This is a genomic window from Arthrobacter pasteuri, assembly GCF_054510955.1.
On sequence record NZ_JBTNDO010000002.1, the window covers coordinates 224032 to 250495 of the forward strand.

A 26464-nucleotide genomic window follows, 5' to 3' on the forward strand; every position below is an offset into this window, starting at 1 on the left:
TGTAGCGTTGACGTCAGATGGGGCGAAGATTCGTTCGGAAGGCTCAATCATGAACAAGAACTGGCGCTGGCTCCCCGCCGGCATCGTTCCGGTGGTCATCGTCGCTGCTGCCGTGAGCGGTTCGGCCGTCGCCGAGGCCCAGCCGCAACTCCCTGCCAGGACTGCGCAGGAGCTGCTCGAGTTCGTGGCCACCAGCACCGATGACGCCTACTCCGGCACCGTCGAGCAGTCCTCAAACCTCGGCCTGCCGGACCTGAGCCTCGCCTCTCCCCCGGGCCGTACCCCCAGCTCGGACCCCACCGCCATGGTCCTCGAACTCCTGACCGGCGAGCACTCCGCCCAGGTCTATGTCGACGGGCCGGACAAGGCCAAGGTCCAGGTGCTCGACCAGCTGGCCCAGCGCAGCGTCGTCATCAATGAGACCGACGCCTGGTACTACGACTCCAGCGCCAATGAAGCCGCCCACGCCGTCCTGCCCGACAAGGACGCCGCGAAGGCCGAACTCGAGGCGAAGCTGCAGGAGGAGGTTGCCGAACACCCCGAGCTGCAGGACATCCCGCGGACGCCGGCGGAACTCGCGCAGGCCTTCCTTGCGACGATCGATCCCAGCACCGAGGTGACCGTCGACGGCACCAGCCGCGTCGCGGGCCGCAGCGCGTACGAACTCCTGCTGACCCCCGAGGACGCAGCGACCCTGATCGGGTCCATCGCCGTGAGTATCGATTCCGAGACCGGGGTCCCGCTCAGCGTCACCGTGCAGGCCAGGGGCCAGGACGAGGCCGCGTTCGAGGCCGGCTTCAGCGCCGTGGACTTCAGCACGCCCGATGCCAGCATCTTCGAGTTCGCCCCGCCGGAGGGTGCCACCGTCACGGAGGCGCCCACCGCCGACGAGGCGAAGGCCCGCGTCGACGAGGCGAAAGCGCGCGTCGACGGCAAGGACCAGCCCGCCCCCTCCGAGGAGCCGGTGGTGATCGGCGAGGGCTGGAGCACCATCGTGGAACTGCCGGCCGGCAGCGCCGCGCAGCTCGGGCTGAACCTCGGCACCGGCGAGGCGGCCGGCATGGGCGACATCATGGAGGTCAAGCCCGGCATGGATCCCGAGGAGGTCGCCGGCGCGCAGGCCATGCTGGAGCAGGCACTCACCGAGGTCGACGGCGGCCGCGCCCTGCAGACGTCGCTCGTCTCGGTGCTGATCACCGATGACGGACGTATCCTCGCAGGAGCCGTCGGCGCCGACCAGCTCGTCGCCGCCTCCCGCCGGTGACCGCGACTGCCCGTCCGACCCGCACGCCGAGTGCGGGCCCGCGGGTCAGCGCGGGTCCGCGGTCGCCCGCAGGTGAGTTCGCGATCGAGACGCACGGACTGACCAAGGCTTTCGGTCGGCAGAAAGCGGTGGACGGCGTCGACCTCGCAGTACCCCGCGGCACGGTCTTCGGATTCCTCGGCCCCAACGGGTCGGGGAAGACCACCACCATCCGGATGCTCCTCGGCCTCGCGTCGGCCTCCAGCGGTGACATCCGGCTGCTCGACGGCGACATGCCGAAGGACGCCCGGACGGTCCTGCCACGGGTGGGCGCCCTCGTCGAGGGTCCCGCCATCTACCCGTTCCTCTCGGGGCGGGCGAATCTCCAGCGGTTCGACGCCGCCGACCGCCACACCTCCCCCGCCACCCGGAACAAGCGCGTCGACGCCGCCCTCGAGCGCGTGGGCCTCGGCCATGCGGCGCGGAAGCGGGCGCATGCCTATTCGCTCGGCATGAAGCAGCGCCTCGGCATCGCCAACGCGCTGCTCGCCCCGCGGGACCTGCTGATCCTCGACGAACCCACCAATGGCCTCGACCCCCAGGGCACGCGCGAGGTCCGCAACCTCATCCGTTCCCTGTCCGACGACGGCACCACCGTCTTCGTCTCCAGCCACCTGCTCGCCGAGGTGGAGCAGATGTGCACCGGAATCGCCATCATGAGCGCCGGCCGCCTGGTCGCGCAGGGCACCCTCGACGAACTCCGCGCCGAGGGCACCGCCCACGTCCGCGTCACGACGCCCGACCATGCCGACGCCCACCGCGTCCTCACCGGGCTCGGCCTCACCCCCGAGCGCCACGGGCGCGACGACGTCCTCACCGCAGAGCTCTCCATTCCCGGCCTCCTGCCGGAGACCGTCAACGCGGCCCTGGTGCGTGCGGACGTCCGGGTGCGAGGGTTCGAGGCCAGCGGCGCCTCCCTCGAGGACCGCTTCGTCGCCCTGACCGGAGAGGGGTTCGACATTGCCGGCTGAATCAGTCGAGACCCGCCCCCGCACGGGAGGCCTCGGACTCACGCTCGTGCTCTCCGAGATCAGCGTCCTGTTCCGCAGACTGCGCACCTGGGCGATGATCGGCGCACTGGCGCTCATCCCGATCCTCATCGCCGTCGTCGTCCGGGTGTCCTCGGACGAGTCGGCGAGCGGCCGCGGTCCGGCGTTCCTCAACAGCATCACCCAGAACGGGTTGTTCGTGTCGCTGACGGCCCTCACCGTCGCCATTCCCCTGTTCCTGCCGCTGACCATCGGCGTCGTCGCGGGCGACACGATCGCCGGCGAGGCGAACCTCGGCACGCTGCGCTACCTGCTGGTGGCCCCGGCCGGGCGCATCCGGCTGCTCCTCGTGAAGTACGCGGGGGCGGCGCTGTTCTGCTTCGTGGCGACGCTGACCGTCGTCGTCACCGGCGCCATCATCGGGGCGCTGCTGTTCCCGATCGGGCCCGTGACGCTGCTGTCCGGCGACACCGTCGGCATCCCCGGCTACTTCGGGCGGCTGCTGCTCCTGGCGCTCTACGTGACGGTGTCCCTGATGGGCCTGAGCGCCATCGGCCTGTTCATCTCGACGCTCACGACCATCCCGGTCGGCGCCATGGCCGCGACGGCCGCGCTGGCCGCGGTCTCGCAGATCCTCGGCGCCCTGCCGCAGCTCGAGTGGCTGCACCCGTGGCTGTTCACGAACTACTGGCTGGGCTTCGGAGACCTGCTGCGGCAGCCGATCGTGTGGAACTCGTTCGCCGACAACGCGCTGCTGCAGGCCGGGTACATCGCCGTCTTCGGGACGCTGGCCTACGGGCGGTTCAGCACCAAGGACATCCTAAGCTGAGCCTCCTACCCCACCCGGCGCCGTCCGACCCAGGCGAGCAGGCCGGTAACCGCCGACTCGAGCGTTCCCAGAACATCTGCCGGCGTCTCCTCGATAGAGTCCTCGGGCCGATCCAGGCCGAGCCACTCGCGCAGCTCGCACTCGCTGACGGCACGGATAGCTTGACCCGCACCGATGTACTGGAGCGCCTTCCGCTCCTTGTTGCTACCCGAGGTGAGGAAGACCGTGCGCCGGCTGGCATCCTCCTGACCGACGACGAGCATCGTGGTCTTCTTCGTGACGTTGTTGGCCGGGGTTGCGCCGAAGGCGGCGACCCGGCCCATTGCTTCCTCGCGCGTCATCGTAGCGAGGTCCCCGGTGAACACCACGATCTGGCCATGGAGGGGGTTCGACGGGTCCGCCTGACCATCGGCCTGAGGAAGCTCGGCGCGCGTCGGAGTTCTTGTGTAGCGGTGGGAACCGGTCGACGACGTCGGCTTACTCGCCGGCCAGAGCAGGTCCAGCGAGTGGAGAGCATGCTTCTGCGCAATGGCGACGACGGCGGCCGCGCAGATCTCGGCGTCGCTTCCGGCATCGTGGTGCTGGAAGGCCCCCAGACCCAGGGCCTTCGCGACGTGCGGCAGCCTGTTCGAGTCGAGGTCGAGCAGACGCTGCGCGAGCTTCACGGAGCAGTGAAACGTGGTGTCCGGTACCGCCAGCCCTGACTCCGCGCAGGCGCTGCGCAGCACCGAACGGTCGAAGGACGCATTGTGGGCGACGAATGGATCGTCCCCGGCAAAGGCCAGGATGCGCTGCAGGCTCTCGGCCCACAAGGGCGCTCTCCGCACATCGGCAGGGCGGATTCCATGGACGGAGATGTTCATCGAGGAGAATTCGCTGACGGAGTGCGGGGGCTTGATCAGCCATGACGCGGTATCGATGACGACGCCGTTCCGTACCTTCGCCAGACCGACGGCGCAGACCGAGCCGCGCTTGCTGTTGGCCGTCTCGAAGTCGATCGCGGTGAAGTTGAGTCCGTGCACTGTTCCCCCTGAGCCTTCGCCGCTCGTCCACGGCCCTGCCCAGCCTATCGGCCCGCACCAGATGGGCCATTTCCCGGCCTTCCCTGCAGTGCGTAAATCCTGCGGCAATCCTGTCTCCAACCGGGCGGTCGAACCGGCGTGCCGCTGCGCTTCGCCCGGTAGATTCGACCTACCCGGGCGAGGCTCAGCTCGCCCGGGCTTCAGGTCCAGGGGGACTCGTATGGCGTCGGGAAGCGGAACATGAGCGCGGCTGTCCCGCTCGACGGCGACGAGGCGTACGTCGAGCCCGAGACGCTCGGGCTGCTCAAGCGGCGCGTCCCCGGCCAGTCCGTCATGGAAGAGCTGCTCGACGGCCACGGTACGAAGGACGCGCGCGGACTCCTGGCACGGTTCTTCGGTGCCCACCCGCTGAGTGCCGGCAGCCGCCCCTGGTACTGGGGAGCACTCGGCGAGCGTGCGGTGGGTCGCACCCTCGCCTCGCTGGGACCGGAGTGGACCGTCCTGCACGCCGTTCCGGTTGGTGAGAAGTCGTCAGACATCGACCACGTGATCATCGGTCCGACAGGCGTCCTCACGATCAACGCGAAGCGGCATCCCGGCCAGAACGTCTGGACCGCGAAGGGCACCTTTTTGGTCGCCGGAACGCGGTACCCCTACGTCCGGAACTCCGAGCACGAGGCAGCCCGGGCAGGGAAGCTGCTCTCCGCCGCTGTCCGGCAGAATGTTCCCGCGTCAGCTGCGATCGTCGTCGTCGGTGCTCGCCAGGTCACCGTGAAGGAGAAGCACCGGGCCGTGGCGGTTCTGCGCCAGGACCAGCTCTTGCGGTGGATCACGCGGCGTCCGGTCATCTACACCGAGCAGCAGGTCGCGCTCCTGTCGGCGGCTGCGGCGCAGCCCTCGACCTGGCGGCGCTCCGCGCCCGTGCTGCGTGACCCGGCCGACGTCGTCGGGCCTTTCGAAGCCCTGCACCGGTTGGTGGAACAGGCACGACGACGGCGGATCGGCTGGCTCCTCGCGGTGCCAGCGACGTTCTTCGCGTCGGCCGCGGGCGTCCTGCCCTTCTAAACCGCCTCTCTCCGCCCCGAGCCCCACCTACTCCCTGTACGGAAGATTCCCATGCTCCACTTCCCCTCGAAGAACAGCGCCGCCCACGTAGCGGACCCCGCCGACGTGAACCGCCTGCACCAACTACTGGGCAACCACGTCTGGGCGTTCAGCAATTGTCGGGTCGATGCGCCAGGCCTGCCGGTCGCCGAGGTGGACTGGCTCTTCTACAACTCGATCAATGGGACCTTCATCCTGAGCGAATGGAAGCGATTCCCGGCGCCCGTAATCCAAATAACGGACACTGGTGAACCGTGGGTTCTGGCAAACGGGTCCCTCGTGCCTAATCCGGTCGAACAGGTCGGTAAGCAACTCGACGCCGTCCGCCGGGCTCTCCGGCTGAGCATCTGCAAGAAACACTTCCCGTCGGCCGACCAGCATTCCATCAACCTGTATCCGAGCGTCTACTCGCCTCAGGTCAGTGAGGCGACACGGCGGGAGCGGTTGCGCTACGGCGTGGTGCATGGGTCGCTCGACAAGGTCGCCCTCATGGTCGAGCGCAGGGCCGTCACGGCTCCCCTGATTGCTGCCGGCGGCACCGCGCAGGTTGATCTCGCCGAAGCACTGGCAGAGCTGTTCCGGTGCTCGATCAGCCAGACGGTGCGCAGGAAAATTGCGCCGCCGGTTCCCGTTGCACCGAACCCGCAAGTGAGGATTGCGGCCATTCACCGCGAACTCGCCGCGCTCCATCTAGAACTCGCCGCACTCGTCGACCCCGGACCCGCCTCGGCAGCGACGCCGGTCACGCTCGCACCCGAACTTGTGGCCAAGCTGCCGGCAACAGCGCCGGTGGCTGCGTCCAAGCCTTCGACAGTTGCGCCTCTAACTGCACCCGAGTCACCGCCAGTAGCGCTGGCCGCTGCACCCGTCTCTCAGAAAACCGCGCCAATTGTCGTCGGACTGGCCAAGAAGACCTCGCCGATCAACGGACACCTGCAGCATCACGTCATCAAGCACGTTCCGTCGAAAGCGGCTGGGCCAGATCATGTGCGGGCTGCCTTCCTCGCAGCACTGCAGGACGGACAACTACGCAAGAGCGGCGTACACGTCGGGCAATTCGGCTCCCTCGTGGGGCAGCGTCTCGAGGGGAATCGCAACCTTGCAAGCCTTGCGCTGGGAAGTCTCGCGAAGTGGTGCCTGGCGCAGGCGACTGCAGCCGGGATAGCAGCTGTGAAGGATACCGCTGATCCATCCATTGTGAGGGTGAAGGGGTAGTGCGACCCCTACCGGGTTCACCTGGTGTCCGGCCTACTTCTTCCGCATCTTCTTGACCGCATTGGCGACCTGGCGGTACGCCCGTTTTGCTTCAGGGCTTGTTGCGACCTGATAGGCCTTTCTACCACCCTCGATCACCTTCTTGGCTTTGGCCTGAGCCTCGGGATCGTTGGCGATCGAGTACGCCTTAGCGCCGGCCGCCTTGGCTTTTCCAGCACCATTCTTCAGAAACGCCGAGGCCTTGTCCCTTCTGCCCGCCATGATGTGCTCCTCACGCTGGTGCTGTGTCCAGTGACACTAGCACTGTCGGACACCAGGCGATTCGGCTGGCCGATCCCGCTGCACCGGCTGCCACGCGCTACAGCTCAGGCGCCCGTTTTGCCCACCCCGTCGACTGCTCGAACGCATACGCGACCTGCAGCAGCTCGATGTCCTTTCCGTGCGGCATCACCAACTGCAGCCCCACCGGCAGGCCGTCGTCGCTGAAGCCTGCAGGCACCGACATCGCGGGCAGACCCGTCGCCGAGATCAGGGTGGCCGACCGCATCCAGTCGAGGTACGTCTCGAACTCCACCCCGTTGACCGACGTTGGAAACCGCTGCGAGGCCTCGAACGGCAGCACCTGCGCGGCCGGACTGGCGAAGACGTCGTACTTCCCGAAGTAGCGCCGCACACCGGCGTCGAGACGCGTACGGGCGACAGCCGCGTCGACCATGTCCTGCGCCGTCAACTGCAGTCCCTGTTCCACGTTCCAGCGGATCTCGGGCTTGATGGAATCGCCGTGCTTCTTCACGAGCTCGCCGAGGCCGAGCACGAAATCGAAGGCACGCGTCGTCCCGAACACCTGATCGGCACCCCGGAGGTCGGGCGCTGCTTCCTCGACGATGGCACCGAGGTCGGCAAAGACCTGCAGTTGGCTCTCGAGGACCCGCAGCACCTCGTGATCCACCGGCACGCCGAGCCCGAAGTCGGGCGACCAGCCGATCCGCAACCCGGTGAGGTCCCGCTGGAGCGGGGCCGTGAACGAACCGGAGACGGGGTAGGGGTACGGAACAGCGGGGTCGGCGCCGGCGATCGCTGCCATGCCCAGCGCGATGTCAGCGACGTCGCGTGCCATCAGCCCGTTGCGGTTCAGCCACGCCCAGGCGTTGCGGGTTGGTAGGGACGGAACGACGCCGATGGAGGGCCGATAGCCAACGATGTTGCAGAACGACGCCGGGTTGCGAAGCGAGCCCCCCATATCGCTACCGTCGCCCAACGGCTGGATCCCGGCCGCGATCGAAGCCGCCACTCCCCCACTGCTACCGCCGGCACTCCGCGAGGTGTCATAGGGGTTGACCGTCGTGCCGAACAGTTCGTTGAAGGTGTGCGCGCCGGCGGCGAACTCCGGCACGTTGGTCTTGCCCGTCGTCACGACGCCGGCTTTTTTGAGGCGGCCGATGATCAGGTCGTCGAACGTCGGCACGAAGTCCTTCAACGCTTCCGAGCCCTGCGTTGTGCGTAGCCCCTTCGTGTTGTGGGTGTCCTTGTGCGTCATCGGCAGTCCGTGCAGCGGCGGAAGGTCCGCGCTCGACATCGTCAGCTCGTCAGCAGCCTCTGCGAGCGCTGCGGCCCCCTCCCGGTCCTCGGTGATGACGGCGTTGATCGAACGGTTGACGGTATCGATGCGGTCGAAGTGGGCGTCGAGCGCCTCGCGGGCGGACACCTTCCGACGGCGGATGGCTCCGGTCAGTTCGACGGCGGACAGTTCGTGAAGCTCGGTCCTCACGCCGTTCCGACCTTCGACAGCAGCGCCGTCATCGCTGCCCGGACACCGGTGGTCAGCGTCGGCTCGATCATCGGTGCGAAGAACGGCGAGTGGTTTCCCGGCACCGGCTCGTCGCCGTCGAGCAGTTCCTGCGGATGCCCGCCGAAGAACCAGTAGACGCTCGGGACGCCGATGGCCTCGGCCAGGAGACCGAAGTCCTCGCTGCCCATCACCGGCGGTGCCTCGATGACGGCGCTCTCTCCTAGCACCTCGCCCAGCACAGCCATCAGATCCTCGGTCGAGGAGGGGTCGTTGTAGCACTGGGGGAAGCTGGAGATCTCCTCGATGGTCGGCTCCGGGGCACCCGACGCCGCAGCCTCCGCGCTGATGATGCGCCGCAGCGAGCCGAGGACGCGCTCGCGCACATCGACGTCGAACGTGCGCACATTGAGCGTGAACTCCGCTGAGGCCGGGATGATGTTCTCCTTCAGACCGCCGTGGAACGTGCCGATCGTGACGACCGCCGACTTCATCGGGTGTACCTCGCGGGAGACGATCGTCTGGATGCGCACCACCATGTGGGCGCCGAGGACGATCGGGTCGATCGACTGCTCCGGCTGCGAGCCGTGCGCCTGCTTGCCGTGGACCGTCACCCTCCAGGAGTCGGCCATCGCCATGGCCGTGCCCTTGCTGATGTTCACCGTGCCGGCGAGCCCAGGCCAGACGTGCTGCCCGTAGATGATCGACGGCATCGGCGCCTTGTCCCACAGCCCGTCCTCCACCATGGCCTCGGCGCCCTCGCCGATCTCCTCGCCCGGCTGGAAGATGAACACCACCGTGCCGGCCCAGGCGTGGCGATTTTCGGTCAGCAGCTGTGCGGCGGTCAGCCCCACGCTGATATGGGTGTCGTGCCCGCAGCCGTGCATGACCTGCACCGCCGTCCCGTCGGCGAGCGTACCCGTCGTCGTGCTCGCGTACTCCAGCCCGGTGCTTTCCTCGATGGGCAGTCCGTCCGTGTCGGCGCGGTAGCCGACCACCGGTCCGTCGCCATTGCGCAGGATCCCGACGACGCCGGTGCCGCCGCACATGAACGTCTCGAGTCCGAGGTGGGTGAGCTTCTCGAGGATGAACGCGGCCGTGTGGGTCTCCTGCATGGAGAGCTCGGGGTGCGCGTGCAGGTGCCGGTAGAGCTCGTGCATCGCGGTGGTGTGCGCGTCGGAGAGCTCGAAGACGGCGGTGTTGATAGTCATGGTGTCCTTTCGGGAGGCAGTCCTGGTCCCGAGTACATCAGGTGCGGCGGTCGGAGTGCGAGGGAAACGCTTCGCGGGCTGTTCACCTCCGTGCCCAGCGGAGGCCACCCGCCCGTGGCTCCCGCTCGTCAGCGTGGAACAGACACCACCGCTGCGAACGAGGAGCCATCCCGTGAAAGCAATCGCCCGCGCCATCACCCTGTTGCTGTCTGCCGTCCTGGTCACCGGCGCGGCGAAACCCGCCGTCGAGGACTTCCCCGCGACGATCGACGGCGGCGCCTGGCCGGCCGGGCACGTGCAGGGCATCGCCGTCGACACCGCGAACGAGTTCGTCTATTACTCCTTCACCTCGATGCTCGTGAAGACGAACCTCGATGGGACCGTGCTCGGCACGGTCACCGGGTTCACCGGGCACCTCGGCGATCTCGACTTCAACGAGAAGGACGGCCGCGTCTACGGTTCGCTGGAGTACAAGGCGGCCGAGTCCTTCTACATCGCCATCTTCGACGTCGACCGCATCACGGGTATGGACATGGACGCCGAGACGGACGGCATCGTCACGGCTGTCTACCTTGACGAGGTGGTGCAGGACTTCACTGCGGACATAGACGGCAACGGCGTGTTCGACGGCAACATCGCAGACACTCCGGACCACCGCTACGGGAGCAGCGGGATCGACGGCGTCACCTTCGGCCCCGCGTTCGGGCGGAAGAACGGCAAGCAGTTGCTCACGGTCGCCTACGGGGTCTACTCGAACACCGAGCGCGACGACAACGACCACCAGGTGCTCCTGCAGTACGACGTCACGCGCTGGAAGAAGTACGAGCAGCCGCTCACCCAGGACGCTCCGCACACCAGCGGCCCGGCGACGACCGACGGCAAGTACTTCGTCTACACGGGCAACACCACCTACGGCGTGCAGAACCTCAACTACGACGCCTTCACCCACACCTGGCTCCTCGGCGTCTACAAGGGCGTCAAGGAGCAGTTCCCGAACTACTCGCTCTACGCCATCGACGGTTCTTCACGTCCCACGCAAGGCGTGATCGAGGGCCAGCCGACGCGCGAGGAAGGCCTGCTCCTCCCCCTCCTTCAGCAAGGCCTCTCCCACGAGCCCACTGGGATCCGGGGCTGGAACTTCACCGCCGACGTCGGACTCGAGTCCCTCGGCAACGGCTACTTCTACATCGCCACCCAGGGCCGGGTCGTCGACGACGGCGTCACGAAGCAGACCGCCGTGCTGGACCTGTACCGGTGGACCGGGGCGGCGTCGTCGCCCTTCGAACTCGTGGGGCGGTAGCTCGCACCCGGCACAGGACCAGGCCGGCGCCTGTGCCGCGCCTGCTGCTCGTAAGGGGTGGCTCCGCCGTGGATAGGGTGGGGGCACCGCTCGGAGACGCCTGGGCGCGGACGACCAACACCTGAGGAAGAATGAACGCCGACTACGACTTCACCCGTCTGCCGATGATCGAGACCCCGCGCCTGCGACTCGAGCCTCAGGGTCTGGAGCATTTCGACGGCGTGTGGTCGAACGTGAATGACCCGGAGTCACAACGCCTGACGGGCACGCATGCGCAATTCACCCAAGACCAGATCCGCGCGTGGCTGGAGAAGGTGCCGGAGAGCGAGGACCGCGCCGACTGGGCCGTCGTGCGGCGCGACACGGGCCAGTACCTCGGTGAGGTGGTCCTGAACGACCTCGATGAGGCGAATGCGTCGATGGGTTACCGCATCGCCCTCAGCGGGGATGGCGCGACCGGCAACGGCTACGGCACCGAAGCCGGGCGTGCCGTCATCGCTCATGCCTTCGACGAGATGGGCCTGCACCGGGTCGGGTTGGAGGTCTACGCCTTCAACCTGCGGGCCGTTCGGTCCTACCGGAAGATCGGTTTCGTGGAGGAGGGGACGATGCGCGACGCGCTGCACTGGAACGGCAAATGGGTGGACGCCGTGATGATGTCGATCCTCAGCACCGACCCCCGGCACCGACCGGAGCCGGGGTCGGGCTGATATCGCGTTTTTGACACCGCACAGCCTGTCCTGACCCGCAGCGTTTGGCAACCGGTCAGGCCGCCGAAGTGCCGACTTGGCGACCCCGGGCGAAGATGGGACAGAATGCGTTCATGGACATCACCGACAACGGACCGAACCCGAACGCCTTCGACATCGAGACTGCGACGACGGAGAACGCCGCCTATCGCCGCGTCGCCTGGACAGGCAAGCACCTGCAGGTCACGCTCATGTCGATCGAGCCCGGCGGCGCTATCGGCCTCGAGGTGCACCACGGCACCGACCAGTTCCTGCGTATCGATGCCGGGAGAGGCCGCGTGAAGATGGGTCCCTCGAAGGACGACCTCTCCTTCCAGCGCGACGTCGAGGACGGCTGGAGCATCCAGGTGCCCGCCGGCACCTGGCACGACGTCGAGAATACGGGAGACGAAGCGCTGCGTCTCTACACGATCTACGCCCCCACGCACCACGCGCAGGGCATCGTGCAGGAGACACCGGCGGACGCCGAGAAGGACGAGGAGCAGGGCCGCGACGAACCGCCGTCGTGGGTCGAGGAAGTCGACGACAAGGGCGAAGAGAGCGCCTGAGTCGCTGCACCGCGCCGACAACCATCTAGAAGAGGGCCCACCATGACCAGCACCGTTCTCGTCGCAGGCGCCACTGGCGACCTCGGGTCCCGGATCGTCCGCGAACTGCTTGGCGATAGCGCGCACCCGGACACCCTCGTCCGGGTGCTGACCCGCCCCGGCAGCGGGACAGCTCGGGCCATGTACGCCGGGACGCACCGGGTGGAGATCCACGAGGCTGCCTATACGGACGAGCCCGCCCTCGTTGCTGCGTTGTCGGGCGTTGACGCCGTCATCTCGGCTGTCAGCGGTACGGACACCGTCATCCTCGACGCCCAGCGGGCTCTCCTGGGGGCTGCCGTGAAAGCGGACGTGAAGCGGTTCATCCCGTCGGACTACTCGGCGGACTACCGCCGGGTGACTCCCGGCAGCAATCGCAACTTCGAGCTCCGGCGCGAATTCGCCGCCACGCTCGACGCCGCGCCACTTCGCGTCACGTCCGTCCTGAACGGCGCTTTCACCGACATGCTCACGGGGCAAGCTCCGATGATCCTCTTCGGGCGGCGCCGCGTCCTGTTCTGGTCCTCCCCCGACCAGGTCCTCGACTTCACCACCAAGGACGACGTCGCCCGTGTCGTCGCGCTCGTGGCCCTCGATGCGGACGCTCCCCGCGTCGTCGAGATCGCCGGGGACCGCGTCACCGCCCGGAGCATCGCCCATACCCTCAGCGGCCTCACCGGTACACCCTTCAGCACCCAGTGGGCCGGCACCACGGGAATCCTGTCGACCATGAGCAAGATCGGTCGGGCCCTGTCGAAGGACAAGAACGCGACGTTCCCTGCCTGGCAGGGCATGCAGTACTTCGTCAGCATGTTCAGCGGCGAGGCCCAACTCCACCACGTCGACAACGAACGCTACGGTCCGCACGACTGGACCTCGGTGCGTGAGGTGATTCAGGCGCACCTCCGAAGGACGGCCGTCGAGTCGACGTAGACGGCGGGTCGCGCGGCCGCTTTCGGGTGTCGAAGCAGCCGACCGCTGAGCTGTCACGCTTTCAGACAGAGGCCCCTTGAGATAGTTCGTGTGCTATATCTTTTCCTGTCATCTGCTCCGGCGATGTCCGGAGCATTTACTTCACTTGCGAAGGGGCAATCATGAAGAAGAGCACCGCGACGATCACCCTGGGCGCTGCAGCAGCGTTCACCGCACTGTCTGCCGCACCGGCCCAGGCCTTCCCGTACTCGAACTGTGACGAGGCTGCGGCCGCAGCCGTCTACAACATCCCGGTCAGTTCGCCCGCCTACACCGCGGCCCTCGACGTCGACGGCGACGGTATCGCCTGCGAGAGCGACCTCTATGTCTACCGTCCCGAGTTCGTTCCGGGCGGCACCACGGAAATCCGTGGTGCGGAACCCCAGGTCGGCCAGATGCCGTTGGGCGGCGCGGACACCGGTGTCGCCCAGGAACCCGCGGACGATACCGTGCCGTTGGCCCTCGGCGCCGGCGTCGTGCTCGCGGCAGTAGCGGGCGCAACCTTCGTCGTCCGTCGTCGCGAGGCCAAAATCTGAGCCGGCAGTCCCTCCGATCCGAACCAACCCACCGGTGACCAGCCCGTCCGGTGATCGCCGCAGGAACTTCCTGGTTCCTGCGGCGATCGCCGCTGCGCTTCTGGCAGGCTGCGCCGGCGAACCCGCGGCCGCGCCCCCATCCCAGCAGCCTCTTCCGTCTGTCAGCCCGGGTCCTGTCCCGAGTCCTACGGTTCCGGACGCAGACATCACGGGTTCCCCTCCGGCGGTCCTGCCGGCATCACGCCCGGTATCCCTCGACATCCCGTCGACGGGCAGGACGTCCCAACTCATGTCCCTCGGCCTGCGGGAGGACCGCACCCTCGAGGTGCCTCCGGGCGACCCTGGGGCGCCCGCCGGCTGGTACAACCTCTCCCCGACGCCCGGCGAGCGCGGGCCGGCAGTCCTCCTCGGGCATGTGAACGCCACCGACGGCGGGCCCGGCGTCTTCGCGAAGCTTCGGGACCTGGGCGTCGGCGACACCATCGATGTCACGCGCGAGGACGGCACGACGGCGACCTTCGAGTTCCAGCGCGGCGAGCAGTACGCCAAGGACGCCTTCCCCACGCAGACGGTGTACGGCAACACCGAGGGCGCTGAACTGCGCCTGATCACCTGCGACGGGTTCGATCCCGAGACGGGCCAGTTCGACGACAACTACGTGGTCTACGCGACACTCGTCTCCGGATAAGCAGGTCACCGCCGGCTGCAGCGGGCGGCACCACGTGCACTGAGGCCTGCACCCCGGAAACAGATCCCCGGCTTTCAGTCGAGGGTGAAGTGCGTCCAGCGACCGCCGAGCATCGTTGCTGACACCCGGAAATTCCGCAATTGCTGGTCGCTGGCAACGAGCGGGTCCCGCTCGGTGATCACCAGGTCCGCGACCGAGCCCGCTTCGAGCGTCGCACGCCCGTCGGTGGACGCTGCGAGGGCCACCGAGGACAGAACGCGTTGCTCCGGGTGCCATGCTTCCCGACCGTCACGCGCACGGGACACGGCGGCGGCCATCGAGACCCATGGATCGAGCTGGGCGACGGGCGCGTCCGAGCCGAGGGTGATCCTCGCTCCTGCTGCTACCAGGCTCGCGAAGGCGAAGGCCCTGTGCGTCCGCCCGGGCCAGTAGCGGTCCGCGACGTCACGGTCATCCATCGCGTGCTCCGGTTGGACGCTCGCCGTGATCCCCAGCCGCGCGAATCGCCGGAAGTCCTTCTCATGGACGAGCTGAGCATGTTCGATGCTGCCGCCACAGCCGACTTCCTCGAACGCGTCGAGCGCGAGAGAGTTCGCGGCATCGCCGATGGCATGGACCGCGGGGACGAGCCCGGCCGACGACGCGCGGCGGAGATAGCCGACGAGGTCGTTCCCGTCCACGATGGAGATCCCGTGCCCTTCGTCTGCGCCCTCGAGCCCGGGATATGGGTCGTGGCAGAACGCGGTCCGGGTGTTCAAAGAGCCGTCGGTGATGATCTTGAACGGTCCCATCGTGACCAAGCCATCGGTACCGTCGATGACGTCGCCTGTGCGCAACCCCCTCGCGATGACGGCGTCGAGATCCTGCGGATACACACCGGCCCGCACCCTCAGGCCGCGAGTGCCGCTAGCGACACGGTGGGTCCATCGGTCGAGGGAGAGCGTCATTTCGAGGTCGACGATGCCGACAACACCCCGGGCGGCCGCAGCGTCGACCGCATCGGCGACCCAGGCGTCGAGGTGCTGGTCGGGAACCGCGCTGATGCGTGTGTTGACGTCGAAGGCGGCCTGTTCGCGCAGCAACCCCGTGGGATGGCCGGCGCGACCGTGCTGGGCGAGAGCCCGGGAATTGAGCCACGCGGCATGGAGGTCCTTGCTCACCAGGACAACGGGCACGTCGGCGCTGACGGCGTCGAGCAGCCCTGCTGACGGTGCATCCGGCCACAGTCCGTCCTGGAAGCCGTAGCCGATCAGGGGCTGCCCGGCGGGAGGTGGTGCCGCACGCAGGCGTTCGGCCACGAGCATCGCCACCTCGGCGGCAGATGCCGCCGAGGACAGGTCGAGGCGCTGTCGCATGAGGGCCCACTGGCTCATGTGCACGTGTGAGTCCCACAGGCCCGGTGTCACCCATCGTCCGCCGGCATCCACGACCTGGGCTGCACCGGAACGAATGGATTCACCGATAGCCGTGATCATCCCGTTCTCGACCAGGATGTCGAGCGGATCCCCCGCCGTCCCGACCAGCCGGGCGGAGCGGAGCAGGACGTCACTCATCTCGCTCCTCATCCCTGGACCCGCCGCATCTCCCGGGCGAGGGCCGATTGGGGGTAGTGCTCGCCGTGCTCGAGCTCGTCGATGATGCGCTCCCTCACTGCGGGCGCCTTGTCCTGGCTGAGCTTCAGCCTGGCGTCGAAGCGGGTCACGCGCAGGCGGATGCCTACTGTTCCCTGGGCGACGCGGCGCGATCCCTCGGGATCCAGGGTCAGTGAGCTGGGCTCCGGCATGACGCGTTCGAAGTGGTCGACGAGCTTTCCCAGCACCAGGAAGTTCTCCTCGTCGGACAGGATCTCTGGCGTCGCGTACAGGTGGGCCGTGACGTGGTTCCACGTCGGGATGATCTGGTCGCTGGGGTACCAGCCCGGCGAGATGTAGCCATGCGGTCCCTGGACGATCAGCAGCACCTCGTGGTCGCCGAGTTCATGCAGCCGCTCGTCGGGGCGACCGACATGACTGACGATGCTGATGGTGTCATCAGCAGTCTCTTCAAGGACGACCGGGTAGTGGGACGCAACGAGACCGCCGGCGGGTGAGGACACGATGGTCGCCCACGGATTCTCCCGGACGAGTCGCTTGACCTCGCCGACATCGGACAGGACGAAAGAGGGCGTGTGGCGCATGCTCGTCACTCTGCCACGATTGTTCCTGGCCTTCGAGGACAACCAGGAATGCGCCGTCGCGGGCAGCGCGTCGGGGTGCCGGGCACTTCCGGACAACTGGATCGTTCAGCATGACATCGGGCTTTGCTGAGCGACCCCACTGAAAAGAGCCGAGCATGCTGAGACAGATCCCCCACGCCGGTTTCGTCGGTCTCGTCGTCGCCACCCTGGTTACCGGCTGCACGACGAGCAGCGGTGCCGACCCGTCCGGGAACTCCACCGATGGAACGTCGGGACCCGACGTCGGCGTGAACGCAGCGGCCGGCGCACGGGATATCACCACAGGTCTGGCCCTGCCGTGGTCCATGGCGTTCCTCGACGGCACCCTCCTCATCAGCGAGCGGGACACCGCACGGATCTTCGAACTCGATGATGCAGGCAATCGACGGGAGGTCGGCACGGTCGAAGGCGTGAGACACGGCGGAGAGGGTGGCTTGCTCGGTCTCGCCGTCGACGACCAGGACCGCCTGTATGCCTACTCGACCGGTACGGACGGGAACCGGATACAGCGCTTGACGCTCGACGGCGGTCCCGGTTCCCTGACCCTGGGGGACGCGGAGACCCTCGTCGACGAGCTGCCCTCGAACAGGATCCACAACGGCGGCCGCATCGCCTTCGGGCCGGACGGCATGCTGTATGCCGGGGTGGGCGACGCCGGCGAACCGGACAGGGCGCAGGACCTCGACTCCCTGGGGGGAAAGATCCTCCGCATGACGCCGGACGGCGAGGTCCCCGCGGACAACCCCTACCCCGGATCCCTCGTCTTCAGCTATGGTCACCGCAACGTTCAGGGTCTTGCCTGGGCGGCGGACGGCACCATGTTCGCCAGTGAGTTCGGGCAGAACACGTGGGACGAACTGAACGTCATCGAGGCCGGTGAGAACTACGGCTGGCCGGTCGTCGAGGGCATCGCCGAGGAAGAGGGATTCGTCGATCCGGTCCAGCAGTGGAGCCCGTCCGAGGCGAGTCCGAGCGGGATCACGGTGGTCGAGGACACGGTCTTCATCGCCAATCTGCGCGGTGCGAGGCTGCGTGCCGTACCCGTGGGCGATCCCACCACCGGCACCGAGTACCTAGTGGGTGAGTACGGCCGGCTCCGGGCGGTGATCGAGTCGCCGGACGGACGCCTGTGGGTGCTCACCAACAACACCAATGGACGGAGCGAGCCGCGTCCGGGTGACGACCGCATCGTCAGCATCGATATCCCGGCCTGACCTAGCGGGTTGCATCGCGCTAAGACGCCACAACGACGGCGGGGCAGCCACTGTTCGTGACTGCCCCGCCGTTGTTCCCTCTCATGGGTCCTACTAGCTGTCGCAGCCGATTCCGTCGCCATCACGGTCGAACTTCGGCTGGAAGCCAGGTGAGCCTGCGACGATCGGGGCCGCACCGGCGGCACGGACTTCCGAGCAGTTGGCGTAGACCGGCGCCGGCGCCGGTGCCGGTGCCGGAGCTACAGGAGCAGGTGCTACCGGCGCGGGTGCCACGGGTACGGGCTCGACGACCGGAGGTGCGACAGGAGCCGGTTCAACGACAGGTGGGGCGACAGGCTCCGGCACGACGGGCGCGGGCGCCTCGGTCTCCACCGGTGCAGGGGGCTGGGTGACGGACGGCGCCATCTGGTTGGTCGGGGCGAGGATGCCGTTGCAGTCGGACAGGATCCGGGCCATGGCGTCGTGCTCGGCCTGCGTCACCCACAGGGTGTAGGTCGCCTTGACCGAGACCTGCCGAGCGACATACTCGCAGCGGTAGGACGTGTCCGGCGGCAGCCAGGTGGCGGCGTCGCCGTCGCCCTTCTGCTGGTTCGTGGGCCCGTCGGTGGCCTGCAGGTTCAGCGGGTCGTTCGCGAAGGCGACGCGCTGGTCGAAGGTCAACTGCTGCGCACCCTTCTGCCACGCGTCGGACAGGGCGACGACGTGGTCTATCTGCACGTCGCTGCTCGTCGCCTCTCCGCGCAGGAACGGGATGACGGTCCCGGTGTAGGGATCATCGAGCACCCCGGACTGCACCTTGCAGGGCACCGAGTTCACATAGGCGATCTCCGTCAGGTCGCGATTCAGCATGTCGTTGCGGGTGTCGCAGCCGTTGTGGTCGACGTCGGCCCATGCCTGCCCGAACTTCTCGCGGTCATAGCCTGTCTTCGGCGCACGCCCCTTGATGGGCAGGGTCTCCAGCACCACGAGGGCCGTGGTGTTGGCGGCCGGCTGGCTCGACGGCGCACGTGGCGTCCCGGCCGCGTCCTCGACGGCATCGGAGTCGAGTGGAGCGACGTCCGACGGCGTTGCACTGGGCTTGGGCGATGGTGTCGGTTTTGCGGTAGGCGTTGGCGTTGCAGAAGCGGTTGTTGTCGGGGACGGCGCGCTCGTGCTGGGTTCGCTGGCGGGCTCGGCCTGTTCGGTTGCCTGTTCGGCGACGGCTGTGGGGACGGTGTCGTCCGTGGGTGCGATGGAGCCGCCGATGAGGAGGGCGACGACGGCAGCTCCCGCAGTGATGGCCCCGGCCTTGCGTCCGGCCAGGCGTGCCCACGACGGGCGGTTGGTCAGGAGCGTGTAGAGCCCCGTAAAGAGTGCGAATGTCGCCGCCATGATGAGCGCCCCGCTGAGGCCATTGGTGATGAGGCCGATGACGACGAGGAACAGGGCGAGACCGGCGATGATAGCCGTCGAGCGCCGCACCTCCAGCTTGATCGTCGATGACGAATTTTGGGCAGGCGGACGGAATGAAGAATTGATGGAGAGCCCCCGGGGTTGATGCAGTGTCTTGGGGAAGTTTACGTGTAGACATCACAAGGATCTGAACTGCCTGCGATGGTCGATCGACCAGTCCGTATGTGACGCCACGCAAGCTCAGCTTTCGCTCAGGATCGGCAGAGCTGGGTGCCTTCCTCGACTTGGATGGTCGGATTGGTTCAAGGGGCTGGGCCGACTGACAGGCACCAATCCTTGATCAACTCGGGGATCCATCGATCCGACGAAGCTAACCGCTCGGCCGCGCAGAATCTGTCACGCTCTGTGGCTCAATTCGTAGAGGTATGGATCTGTGCTAAGTCTTTGATGTCATCCTTCACGGGAACGCGCTTGTTCCGAAGAACCTGCATCAGGCCTGGAAGGCACATCCGCATTAGGTGGCACTCCCTTCGAGCGGTAGCGGCAGATGCTCCCATCTGACCCACCCGCTCCAGCACCGTATTCGTACCCGTAGAAAAAGGCCGATGAATCCTGCTCGTTTCCGCCGCCTCGCACCGGCGACCATCCTCACCGCGGCGGTCCTCGCCTCGACCCTGACGGGCTGCACCGCCCCTGACCAGTCGAGTGCAGCGGCAGGCAGTACGACAATCGAGTACCAGCCAGGCACCGTGGTGCGGGTCGTGGACGGCGACACCCTCGTCATCAATTTCGACAACGCGGACCAGACCGTACGTCTGCTGAACGTGGATACGCCTGAGACGAAGCACCCCGACAAGCCCGTCGAGTGCCTCGGCCCGGAGGCCACACAAAAGCTCGAATCGCTGACTCCGCCCGGAACGAAGGTTGCGTTGGACTTCGACGTCGAGCGGACGGACAAATACGACCGCGTGCTCGCCGCAGTGTTTCTCGAGGACCAAACCCTGGTCAATGCGGAGCTCGCGCGGGTGGGCCTGGGCGTACCCGTTCTCATCGAGCCGAACAAGAAGTACTACGACGAGGTGCAAGCGGCTTACAACGAGGCCACGATTCAGGGCGTCGGACTACTCGACTCCGCCGCGGGCTGCACCCTTCCGGCGGAGGTGACTGATGCCATGGAAACCCTCGCCGCGGCAACCGAGGCACCGGTTGGGGAGACGGGAGCAGCGGCCGCTGCAACTGCCGCTGGCATCCTCGCCGCCCTGACCACTGCGAAGGCCGCACGGGAAGCCCTTGAGGCAGGCAAGGACACCGTCCGCGTTCTTGCACTCGGAGCCGATCGCACAGCCGCGATGATGCGCGACCTCGACAAGCAGATCGCGCGGGGCGAGCAGTCTCTGACAACCGCCAACACCAAAGCCACAGCTCTCAAAGAAGCCGAGGCCACCGCCGAACGCAAACGCGTCGAAGCGGAAAAGGCAGCCCAAGCCGCAGCGGCCGAAGCAGAAGCCGCCAGGGCTGCGGAAGCTGCTCGGGTCGAGGCCGAACGAATTCAGGCTGAAGCCGTAGAAGCCGCACGCGTCGAGGCCGAGCGTATCCAGGCAGAAGCAAACGCTCGTGCTGAGGCGAGCCGTCTGGCCGCCGAAGCGGCAGCAGCCGCAGAGCAGGAGCGGATTCGGAACCTTCCGCCCGTACCGGAGCCCTATATCCCGCCCGCTGCGCCCTACGTCCCACCTGCTCCCCCGGCAGCTCAGGATCCTTATCCGGGCTACACCGGTCCTCGTTGTTATGCACCCGGTGGCAAGACCTACCGCCCCTGCTGAGTCCGATAACCCGATCGGTTCGTCGGACGGGCTCCCAGCCCTTGGAGCCGCAACCGACTGTGCTGGGATCGCCAGACCGATGCAGGGCGACCGCTGCGTCGGCCCACCGAGGGAACTACTGACGCTGACCGTCGATTAACTCTCTGAATGGCATGTTGCACTTCTCCGAGAGGGGAACGCGCCCCAACGGGGAAGGATCGGTCGTCGTGAGCAAGTCCGCCGCGGTAGTCAATTGCAGACGTGAATCGACCGGTGAACCTACGCCTTTCATCGCCCGACCGAGTTCTCCCGGGCAGCGCACTTGACCGGCAGCACAGCTTCCAGGAATCGACGCCGTCCGGCCCGTGTGTTCCTCACTGTCCTCCTGCTCGGCGCGCTCGCTGCGGTGCTGTCGGTCATAGGGCCCAGCCTCCTCAGCAGCCTGCGCTCCGGCAGCGAGTCGCTCCTGATAGGTCCGGAGTGCGTCGTACAGACGCAGGACGGTGAGATCGGGCTCGGTCGCGAGGAGGCGAAGATGGCGACGACGGCGGTGGCGCTCCGAGCACGCGGCGCGGAGTCTGCGGACACCGCGGGTATCGACAAGGCCGTCCTGCAAGTCCTGGCGGAGGGACCGTCCGGCGATGCAGGGCCGGCGCTGAGCTGCAGGGGTTCGGTCGATGACGCTTTGAAAATAGAGGAGATGACTGCCTCCGGCCTGACTCCCCGCGCTGAGCAGGTGCGGACGGAGATGATGGAGGTGTTCGGCGACCAGAGCCTCGGAGGCTTTGCGCCGGGCAGCGTAGGGCAGGGACACGGAGAGGAATCCACGCACTACGACGGGCGGGCCATCGATGTGTTCTTCCGTCCGGTGACCGAGGAGAACCGGCGCGAGGGGTGGATGCTGTCCCACTGGCTGGTGGCCCATGCCGAGGACCTGGACATCCAGTACGTCATTTTCGACGACCAGTTTTGGAGTGCGCGCATCGCTCAAGGGCAGTGGCACCCCTACGACGCGCCGGCTCCGGCCAATGAGATCCTGCGGCACCTGGATCACGTGCACGTCGATGTGCTGCGTGGCGGCGACGAATAGTTATCGACGCCTGGAGCAGGTGGAACGTGTTCTCGCACAGTGCAGGACTGCCCTCAACTCTCCGGAGTAGGAACTGCGGGAGGGACTGACGGTTGTGGGGCGCCTTGCCCCCTCCCAGCGGCGGCCCGTCAAATCGACATGGCCTGCTATCCCGCAGGCGTGTCAGTTTATCGACAGGTTAAAAGGCGTGCTTCTGCTTAGATGAAGGCATGGAGCTAGAGAACCAAGAACTCGGACTGGTCATAACTGGAAACGAAGTCGCCGTCGCCGGCAGCGCGGATATCGTGCAGAGGTTCATGCAGGAACTGGCTATTCGTCCCGAGTTGGCACAGAAGGCCAAGCGAGCGACTATAGACGCCGTCGCAGCCGCTGCCGGCCTCAGTGCCCTTACTGGGTCCTCCGCCGTTGGTACCACTTTCACACTGACTACAGACTCCGCTCAACTCCTTGCGAAATACAAGAAATTCAATCCTGACGGTCCCGTAGCCGGAATCATCCGAGGAGCGAAGGGCCGTATCGCGTCTACAGCGAAGTTCGAGCCGACTCAGCTAAATCCCATGGCTATGTCCAATGTAGCTGCGCTCAGCGCAGCCGCCGCACTGAAAGCTGCTCTCGCTGACCTCGAACAACTCGTCGAAGCCATGGACGTCAAGCTCGACAGACTGTTGTCGGATAACAGGGCGCAGGCGCTGGGAGACGTGCAGGGTGTCACGCTCGTATTGGAGAAGGCGTACGCGCTATACGAAGAGACTGGCCGGGTGAGCGAGACGACCTGGGCACAGGTGTCCGGCCACAGCACATCGTTGGCTCAGTCAACCTCCTACGCGCTCAATCAGCTTGACGTGATTGTTGATTCGTTAACCACCGGCAGTACAGCCGAGCGAGCGGACGCAATCAAGCTCGCAAGTCGTACAGAAATCCAGTCGTGGCTGGTCCTTCTAGCTGCGTGCCAGGCTAACCAAGACCGATTTGATGCTCTGGAGATCGCTCATGTGGCAAAGTCTGAGCCCCACGAGATCGAGCACCACGTTCGAGCCATTGAGCATGCGACAGCGCGCCGCCATGGATTCACTGCTGAGCGCCTCCAAAAACTCAATGACACCGTCAGCAGCACCGCAACCATAAATGACTTCTCTAGGGTCGTTAGTCCTCTCCGGAGCAAGTCCACGTTGGACGCTGCCGAAGCTATTCAGCAGACCGTTGCCAAGTTTGCAACCATCTACGGGCTTGAGGATCTCGTCTATGAAGCTGTCGAACGCGAGTCGTGGCGGAAATCCTTCACTGACCTCACAGCTCAAACTCGACAGCTTGTTGGTACTGCCGCGAGCTCTGTACCTGGGGCCGTGGGCAAGGCGAAACCCCAGGTACAGAAGCTGCGGGACATTGAATTCTCACGTCCAAAGTGGATCAAGCGGACGAAGGATGAACAGCGCAAAGAACTCGATGCAGCGGAAGAACAGCAGGCAATCAGCCAGCCGCGAGATACGCTCTGACGCTGGATCGGAGGGTATCTCCGTGCTCGTAGATCTCATCAAGCGAGCTGATGGGGATGCGCTGCTCAGCCTTCTGGTCGTCGAAGACGCCTAGGTACTTCTGAACCCTGTTGAAGTGCAATCGGGCAATCGGCTTCCGGTTGTTGTCATCGAGCAGCACTGCGAAGTAGGACTTCGCGTCGCGGTGGACAACGCGTAGGGGCTTAACCTCGTTGCAGACGATGGCCCGGATTATCTGGAAGCCCTCCATCTCCTCCAGCGTCGTCTCCACTCCTGTTTCAGCTAGGTCATCTTCCACGGCCTGCTCACTCGTGACGGTCGCGGCGATCACCGAGTCACTGGCCATCGGGAAATTGGGGGCGCCGAGAGCCGCTTTCAGCCGTTCGTTCACTTGCTCGTTGAGGAACTGCTTCGTCGCTTTCGTCACCAGCGGAGTAAATTGCTCGCGCACCTTCTGCGTGTATGCGCCGCTGTCATACACCCGCATGGTGAGGGCCTTGATCCACTCAGCGTCCGGCTCCTTGAACTGTGATGCCAACGTTCGCTTGATCTGACCGATGTACTTCAACTCGCCTGCGGCGTTGATGATCGAGTCGAGATCGAAAACGTCCTTCGTAAGCTTCATCAGCTCAGGAATCAGTGTCTCGTCGATGTCATTGAGGTCCAGCACCAGAAAGGGCTTGGCGTCCATGCGGTTCGGCGCGTCGAGGTCCGTGAAGAACTCGTACACTTCGCCGTTCGTCAGAATGGCGATCCGCGCATTGGTGACAGCGAAGTATCGATACAGCTGGGACGCATGCTCGATTTTCAGCGGTTCCTTTGACTTCTTGCACTCGATAAGGATCTGCACAGTACCGCCGTGCATGATCGCGTAGTCAATCTTCTCGCCCTTCTTCACACCAACATCGGCAGTGAACTCCGGCACCACCTCCAGAGGATTGAAGACGTCGTACCCGAGGATGGTCGAGATGAACGGCATGATGAAAGCGTTTTTCGTTGCCTCTTCAGTTTCGATCTGAGACCTCTGCTGCCGCACCTTCGCGGCCAGCGCTGTCAATCGTTCTGCAAATTCCACAAATCCCCCTGCGTTGAATGGTTGCTTCACCCTAATACTGCGCAGGGACCTTTTGCCTCAAATGACGTGTGAGGCACGAAACGGCGGACCGTGCATGCAAAGGCGATCGGCCCGGTGTCGAGTGTTACAGATGAGAACGCGGGGACATATAGCTTCCGACCCGCATCATCCTCGGTTCGTCCGGCTGGACCGCGCGTCAGTACCGCTACCCCCTACGGTGAGCGCCGTAGCGCCGCCACTCCCTGATGAAATCTGCCGCTTGATCTGCTCCAACTCCTCCTTGAGCAAATCGACAGTTGCGCGGTACTTCCTGAAGTCCGCCTTCCGGCGCTGCGCGGTAAGGAAGCTAGTACCAACGGCAAGAATGACCAGCGGGAATGACACCAGCAATGCCCACCCAGAAGTGGCAAGGAAGTCCAGCGCGATGGGAAGTGCCTGTTGGAATGAGCGGAAGTCATTCACCCCTCCCACTACTCCTTCCATAACGGAGTCAAGTGGCACCAGAAACTCCCCCACGAGGGGCGTTTCGGAGAGCGACGGAGCGCTCAACGGTGCCCCTCCATCCGGGGACCACCGCGAATCGCTGAAGGTACTCAAGACGTAGATTCCGGCCGCTGCGTTGAACGCGGCGAAGATCAGAACCGCGCCAAGCACAATCCAGTGCAGGCTGCGCGGACGCCACAACCCGAACGCCAACACAATGGCGGCGGCTGCAATCCATGAGAAGGCGCGAAGTGCGTCGGGGCTCATGCTGCCCAGTAAATCCAAGGAGTACCCCCATAGAAGAATTGAATGCGTGTCAGGAGCCCGAGCGCTGACACACCGCCGTAAGGCTATATGTCCTCATCGGTCGGGATGGTCAGCGACACCGTGGCCCAGTGGTTCGTCATGGCGTTGACGGGTTCGACACATCCGCTCAGACACCCGTCATCGGGGATCGGCGTGATTTGTCAGAGGTCTAGTGCTGCAGAAACGGGCCGACCGTCCGAATGCGACCGGCCCGCTGTCGTGCACTGTGCTTTTGAAGCGTACGTATCGAAACCTCCGCTGGGTCCATGAGCGGCGAGTGTTGAAGAGCCATTGTCGAGAGCGGGGGCGAAGCCTATGCTTCAGCCGGGGAGGAGCTTGGTCTCGACCAATTCCATGAGGGGCAATCCCATGACTGACTTCTTCACTATGAGACCCGGCGAGACCGCAGCGCCAGTGCCATCAGGGCCCATTCTCTGCAACGGATCGGCGAGCATGCGGCGTATCCACCGCTTCTTCCTGTGGGCGTACGACGAGGCGCCCGGGCTGGTGAGATCCGCCGAGCCAGGCGACACTGACCGCGCCGCATACGTCGGCGAAGTACTGGGGAACTTCGACAAGGTGCTCCATGTGCATCACGAAGGCGAGGACCTCCTCATGTACCCGCGGCTGGCCGAAAGAGCACCGGGGTGCGCGCTGCACGTCGAGCTGATGCTCGAGCAGCACAGGCAGGTCACCCAACGGCTCGAGAGCATCGAGCCGGTTCGCCTGCGCTGGATGGAGACAGCCGACGCAAGCGTCAGAGCAGACCTCGCTGATCGGTACGAGGAGCTGTCGACCGTCCTCCAGGTGCACCTGCGCCGTGAGGTCACCGAGGTGATGCCCGCTGTGGACAGAGTGATGACCGAGAAGGAGGGGAAGGAGATCGGGAAGCACGGGGTGGAGACGTTCGACAAGAAGTTCCTGGTCGGATACCTCGGGATGGTACTGGCCACAAATCCGCCCGGCGAGCGCGAGGAGTTCTTCAAGGAGATTCCGCCGCCGGTCCGTCTCGCCTACCGCCTCGTAGGGCGCAGGCTCTATCGGAAGCAGTACGCCACGCTCTTCCCGGGACGTGTCATTCCCGACACGCTGTGAACCACGGTGAA

Annotated in this window: 25 protein-coding genes; 16 read left to right on the forward strand and 9 right to left on the reverse strand. The window is 65.8% G+C overall.

Going from position 1 to position 26464, the window contains the following annotated elements; translation table 11 throughout:
* Positions 1 to 49: 49 nt before the first annotated feature.
* From ACX80H_RS12110 to ACX80H_RS12120, 3 genes are read left to right on the forward strand one after another with little or no spacing between them, the layout of a single operon-like run.
* On the forward strand, positions 50 to 1264 hold the full coding sequence (locus tag ACX80H_RS12110) for a LolA family protein (RefSeq protein ID WP_459313603.1): 1215 nt from the start codon (positions 50 to 52) through the stop codon (positions 1262 to 1264).
* On the forward strand, positions 1261 to 2274 hold the full coding sequence (locus tag ACX80H_RS12115) for an ABC transporter ATP-binding protein (RefSeq protein ID WP_459313604.1): 1014 nt from the start codon (positions 1261 to 1263) through the stop codon (positions 2272 to 2274). The genes ACX80H_RS12110 and ACX80H_RS12115 overlap by 4 nt, the downstream gene beginning before the upstream one ends.
* Positions 2264 to 3121, forward strand: coding sequence for an ABC transporter permease (locus ACX80H_RS12120; RefSeq protein WP_459313605.1), 858 nt, complete (start codon positions 2264 to 2266; stop codon positions 3119 to 3121). Before ACX80H_RS12115 ends, ACX80H_RS12120 begins: the two co-directional genes overlap by 11 nt.
* A 5-nt stretch (positions 3122 to 3126) precedes the next feature.
* On the opposite strand, the gene ACX80H_RS12125 is transcribed toward ACX80H_RS12120, so the two are convergent.
* Complete coding sequence (locus ACX80H_RS12125) at positions 3127 to 4143, reverse strand: exonuclease domain-containing protein (protein ID WP_459313606.1); 1017 nt, start codon at positions 4141 to 4143, stop codon at positions 3127 to 3129.
* 240 nt (positions 4144 to 4383) lie between these two features.
* On the opposite strand from ACX80H_RS12125, the gene ACX80H_RS12130 reads away from it, so the two are divergent.
* Together ACX80H_RS12130 and ACX80H_RS12135 are read left to right on the forward strand one after the other, a co-directional pair.
* Entirely contained in the window at positions 4384 to 5208 is an 825-nt protein-coding gene (locus ACX80H_RS12130; protein ID WP_459313607.1) for a nuclease-related domain-containing protein, read from the forward strand.
* Between the two features lie 51 nt (positions 5209 to 5259).
* The gene (locus ACX80H_RS12135) at positions 5260 to 6462 is read left to right on the forward strand and encodes a hypothetical protein (protein WP_459313608.1); all 1203 of its coding nucleotides are present in this window, start codon (positions 5260 to 5262) and stop codon (positions 6460 to 6462) included.
* 33 nt (positions 6463 to 6495) lie between these two features.
* Here the strand turns inward: ACX80H_RS12135 and ACX80H_RS12140 are convergent, their stop codons facing one another.
* The 3 genes from ACX80H_RS12140 to ACX80H_RS12150 form a co-directional block, all read right to left on the reverse strand.
* On the reverse strand, positions 6496 to 6723 hold the full coding sequence (locus tag ACX80H_RS12140; protein ID WP_459313609.1) for a hypothetical protein: 228 nt from the start codon (positions 6721 to 6723) through the stop codon (positions 6496 to 6498).
* Positions 6724 to 6820: 97 nt separating this feature from the next.
* On the reverse strand, positions 6821 to 8230 hold the full coding sequence (locus ACX80H_RS12145; protein ID WP_459313610.1) for an amidase: 1410 nt from the start codon (positions 8228 to 8230) through the stop codon (positions 6821 to 6823).
* The gene (locus tag ACX80H_RS12150; RefSeq protein ID WP_459313611.1) at positions 8227 to 9459 is read right to left on the reverse strand and encodes an amidohydrolase; all 1233 of its coding nucleotides are present in this window, start codon (positions 9457 to 9459) and stop codon (positions 8227 to 8229) included. Before ACX80H_RS12150 ends, ACX80H_RS12145 begins: the two co-directional genes overlap by 4 nt.
* A gap of 172 nt (positions 9460 to 9631) precedes the next feature.
* On the opposite strand from ACX80H_RS12150, the gene ACX80H_RS12155 reads away from it, so the two are divergent.
* The 6 genes from ACX80H_RS12155 to ACX80H_RS12180 all read left to right on the forward strand — a co-directional run bounded on the left by ACX80H_RS12155 (position 9632) and on the right by ACX80H_RS12180 (position 14291).
* Positions 9632 to 10759 (forward strand): hypothetical protein, encoded by a 1128-nt coding sequence (locus tag ACX80H_RS12155; protein WP_459313612.1) that lies wholly within the window; start codon positions 9632 to 9634, stop codon positions 10757 to 10759.
* A 131-nt stretch (positions 10760 to 10890) separates the two neighbouring features.
* A complete protein-coding gene (locus ACX80H_RS12160; protein ID WP_459313613.1) occupies positions 10891 to 11469 on the forward strand; it encodes a GNAT family N-acetyltransferase in 579 nt (192 codons plus the stop codon).
* A 113-nt stretch (positions 11470 to 11582) separates the two neighbouring features.
* A complete protein-coding gene (locus tag ACX80H_RS12165) occupies positions 11583 to 12056 on the forward strand; it encodes a cupin domain-containing protein (protein ID WP_459313614.1) in 474 nt (157 codons plus the stop codon).
* Between the two features lie 42 nt (positions 12057 to 12098).
* A complete protein-coding gene (locus tag ACX80H_RS12170) occupies positions 12099 to 13028 on the forward strand; it encodes an NmrA family NAD(P)-binding protein (RefSeq protein ID WP_459313615.1) in 930 nt (309 codons plus the stop codon).
* A 161-nt stretch (positions 13029 to 13189) separates the two neighbouring features.
* Positions 13190 to 13603: an excalibur calcium-binding domain-containing protein gene (locus ACX80H_RS12175; RefSeq protein ID WP_459313616.1), complete on the forward strand. Its 414-nt coding sequence runs from the start codon at positions 13190 to 13192 to the stop codon at positions 13601 to 13603.
* 34 nt (positions 13604 to 13637) lie between these two features.
* Complete coding sequence (locus ACX80H_RS12180; RefSeq protein WP_525929880.1) at positions 13638 to 14291, forward strand: class F sortase; 654 nt, start codon at positions 13638 to 13640, stop codon at positions 14289 to 14291.
* Between the two features lie 74 nt (positions 14292 to 14365).
* Here ACX80H_RS12180 and ACX80H_RS12185 read toward each other — a convergent pair whose 3' ends face one another.
* The gene (locus ACX80H_RS12185; protein ID WP_459313617.1) at positions 14366 to 15844 is read right to left on the reverse strand and encodes an amidohydrolase; all 1479 of its coding nucleotides are present in this window, start codon (positions 15842 to 15844) and stop codon (positions 14366 to 14368) included.
* An 8-nt stretch (positions 15845 to 15852) separates the two neighbouring features.
* A complete protein-coding gene (locus ACX80H_RS12190) occupies positions 15853 to 16467 on the reverse strand; it encodes an FMN-binding negative transcriptional regulator (protein ID WP_459313618.1) in 615 nt (204 codons plus the stop codon).
* A gap of 155 nt (positions 16468 to 16622) precedes the next feature.
* Here ACX80H_RS12190 and ACX80H_RS12195 point away from each other — a divergent pair, with 155 nt between their 5' ends.
* Positions 16623 to 17720: a PQQ-dependent sugar dehydrogenase gene (locus ACX80H_RS12195; protein ID WP_459313619.1), complete on the forward strand. Its 1098-nt coding sequence runs from the start codon at positions 16623 to 16625 to the stop codon at positions 17718 to 17720.
* Between the two features lie 93 nt (positions 17721 to 17813).
* Here ACX80H_RS12195 and ACX80H_RS12200 read toward each other — a convergent pair whose 3' ends face one another.
* Positions 17814 to 19181, reverse strand: a complete 1368-nt coding sequence (locus ACX80H_RS12200; RefSeq protein ID WP_459313620.1) for a GmrSD restriction endonuclease domain-containing protein — start codon at positions 19179 to 19181, stop codon at positions 17814 to 17816.
* Between the two features lie 692 nt (positions 19182 to 19873).
* Between ACX80H_RS12200 and ACX80H_RS12205 the strand changes: the two genes are divergently transcribed.
* From ACX80H_RS12205 to ACX80H_RS12215, 3 genes are all read left to right on the forward strand, one after another.
* Positions 19874 to 20932, forward strand: a complete 1059-nt coding sequence (locus ACX80H_RS12205; protein WP_459313621.1) for a thermonuclease family protein — start codon at positions 19874 to 19876, stop codon at positions 20930 to 20932.
* Between the two features lie 301 nt (positions 20933 to 21233).
* Positions 21234 to 22001, forward strand: a complete 768-nt coding sequence (locus tag ACX80H_RS12210; RefSeq protein WP_459313622.1) for a VldE C-terminal domain-containing protein — start codon at positions 21234 to 21236, stop codon at positions 21999 to 22001.
* Between the two features lie 209 nt (positions 22002 to 22210).
* The gene (locus ACX80H_RS12215; RefSeq protein WP_459313623.1) at positions 22211 to 23494 is read left to right on the forward strand and encodes a hypothetical protein; all 1284 of its coding nucleotides are present in this window, start codon (positions 22211 to 22213) and stop codon (positions 23492 to 23494) included.
* Here ACX80H_RS12215 and ACX80H_RS12220 read toward each other — a convergent pair.
* On the reverse strand, positions 23469 to 24569 hold the full coding sequence (locus ACX80H_RS12220; RefSeq protein WP_459313624.1) for a type I restriction endonuclease: 1101 nt from the start codon (positions 24567 to 24569) through the stop codon (positions 23469 to 23471). The two genes, ACX80H_RS12215 and ACX80H_RS12220, sit on opposite strands and share 26 nt — an antisense overlap.
* Positions 24570 to 24734: 165 nt before the next feature.
* Positions 24735 to 25319, reverse strand: coding sequence for a hypothetical protein (locus ACX80H_RS12225; protein WP_459313625.1), 585 nt, complete (start codon positions 25317 to 25319; stop codon positions 24735 to 24737).
* A gap of 408 nt (positions 25320 to 25727) precedes the next feature.
* On the opposite strand from ACX80H_RS12225, the gene ACX80H_RS12230 reads away from it, so the two are divergent.
* Positions 25728 to 26453: a hemerythrin domain-containing protein gene (locus ACX80H_RS12230; protein ID WP_459313626.1), complete on the forward strand. Its 726-nt coding sequence runs from the start codon at positions 25728 to 25730 to the stop codon at positions 26451 to 26453.
* Positions 26454 to 26464 lie beyond the last annotated feature (11 nt).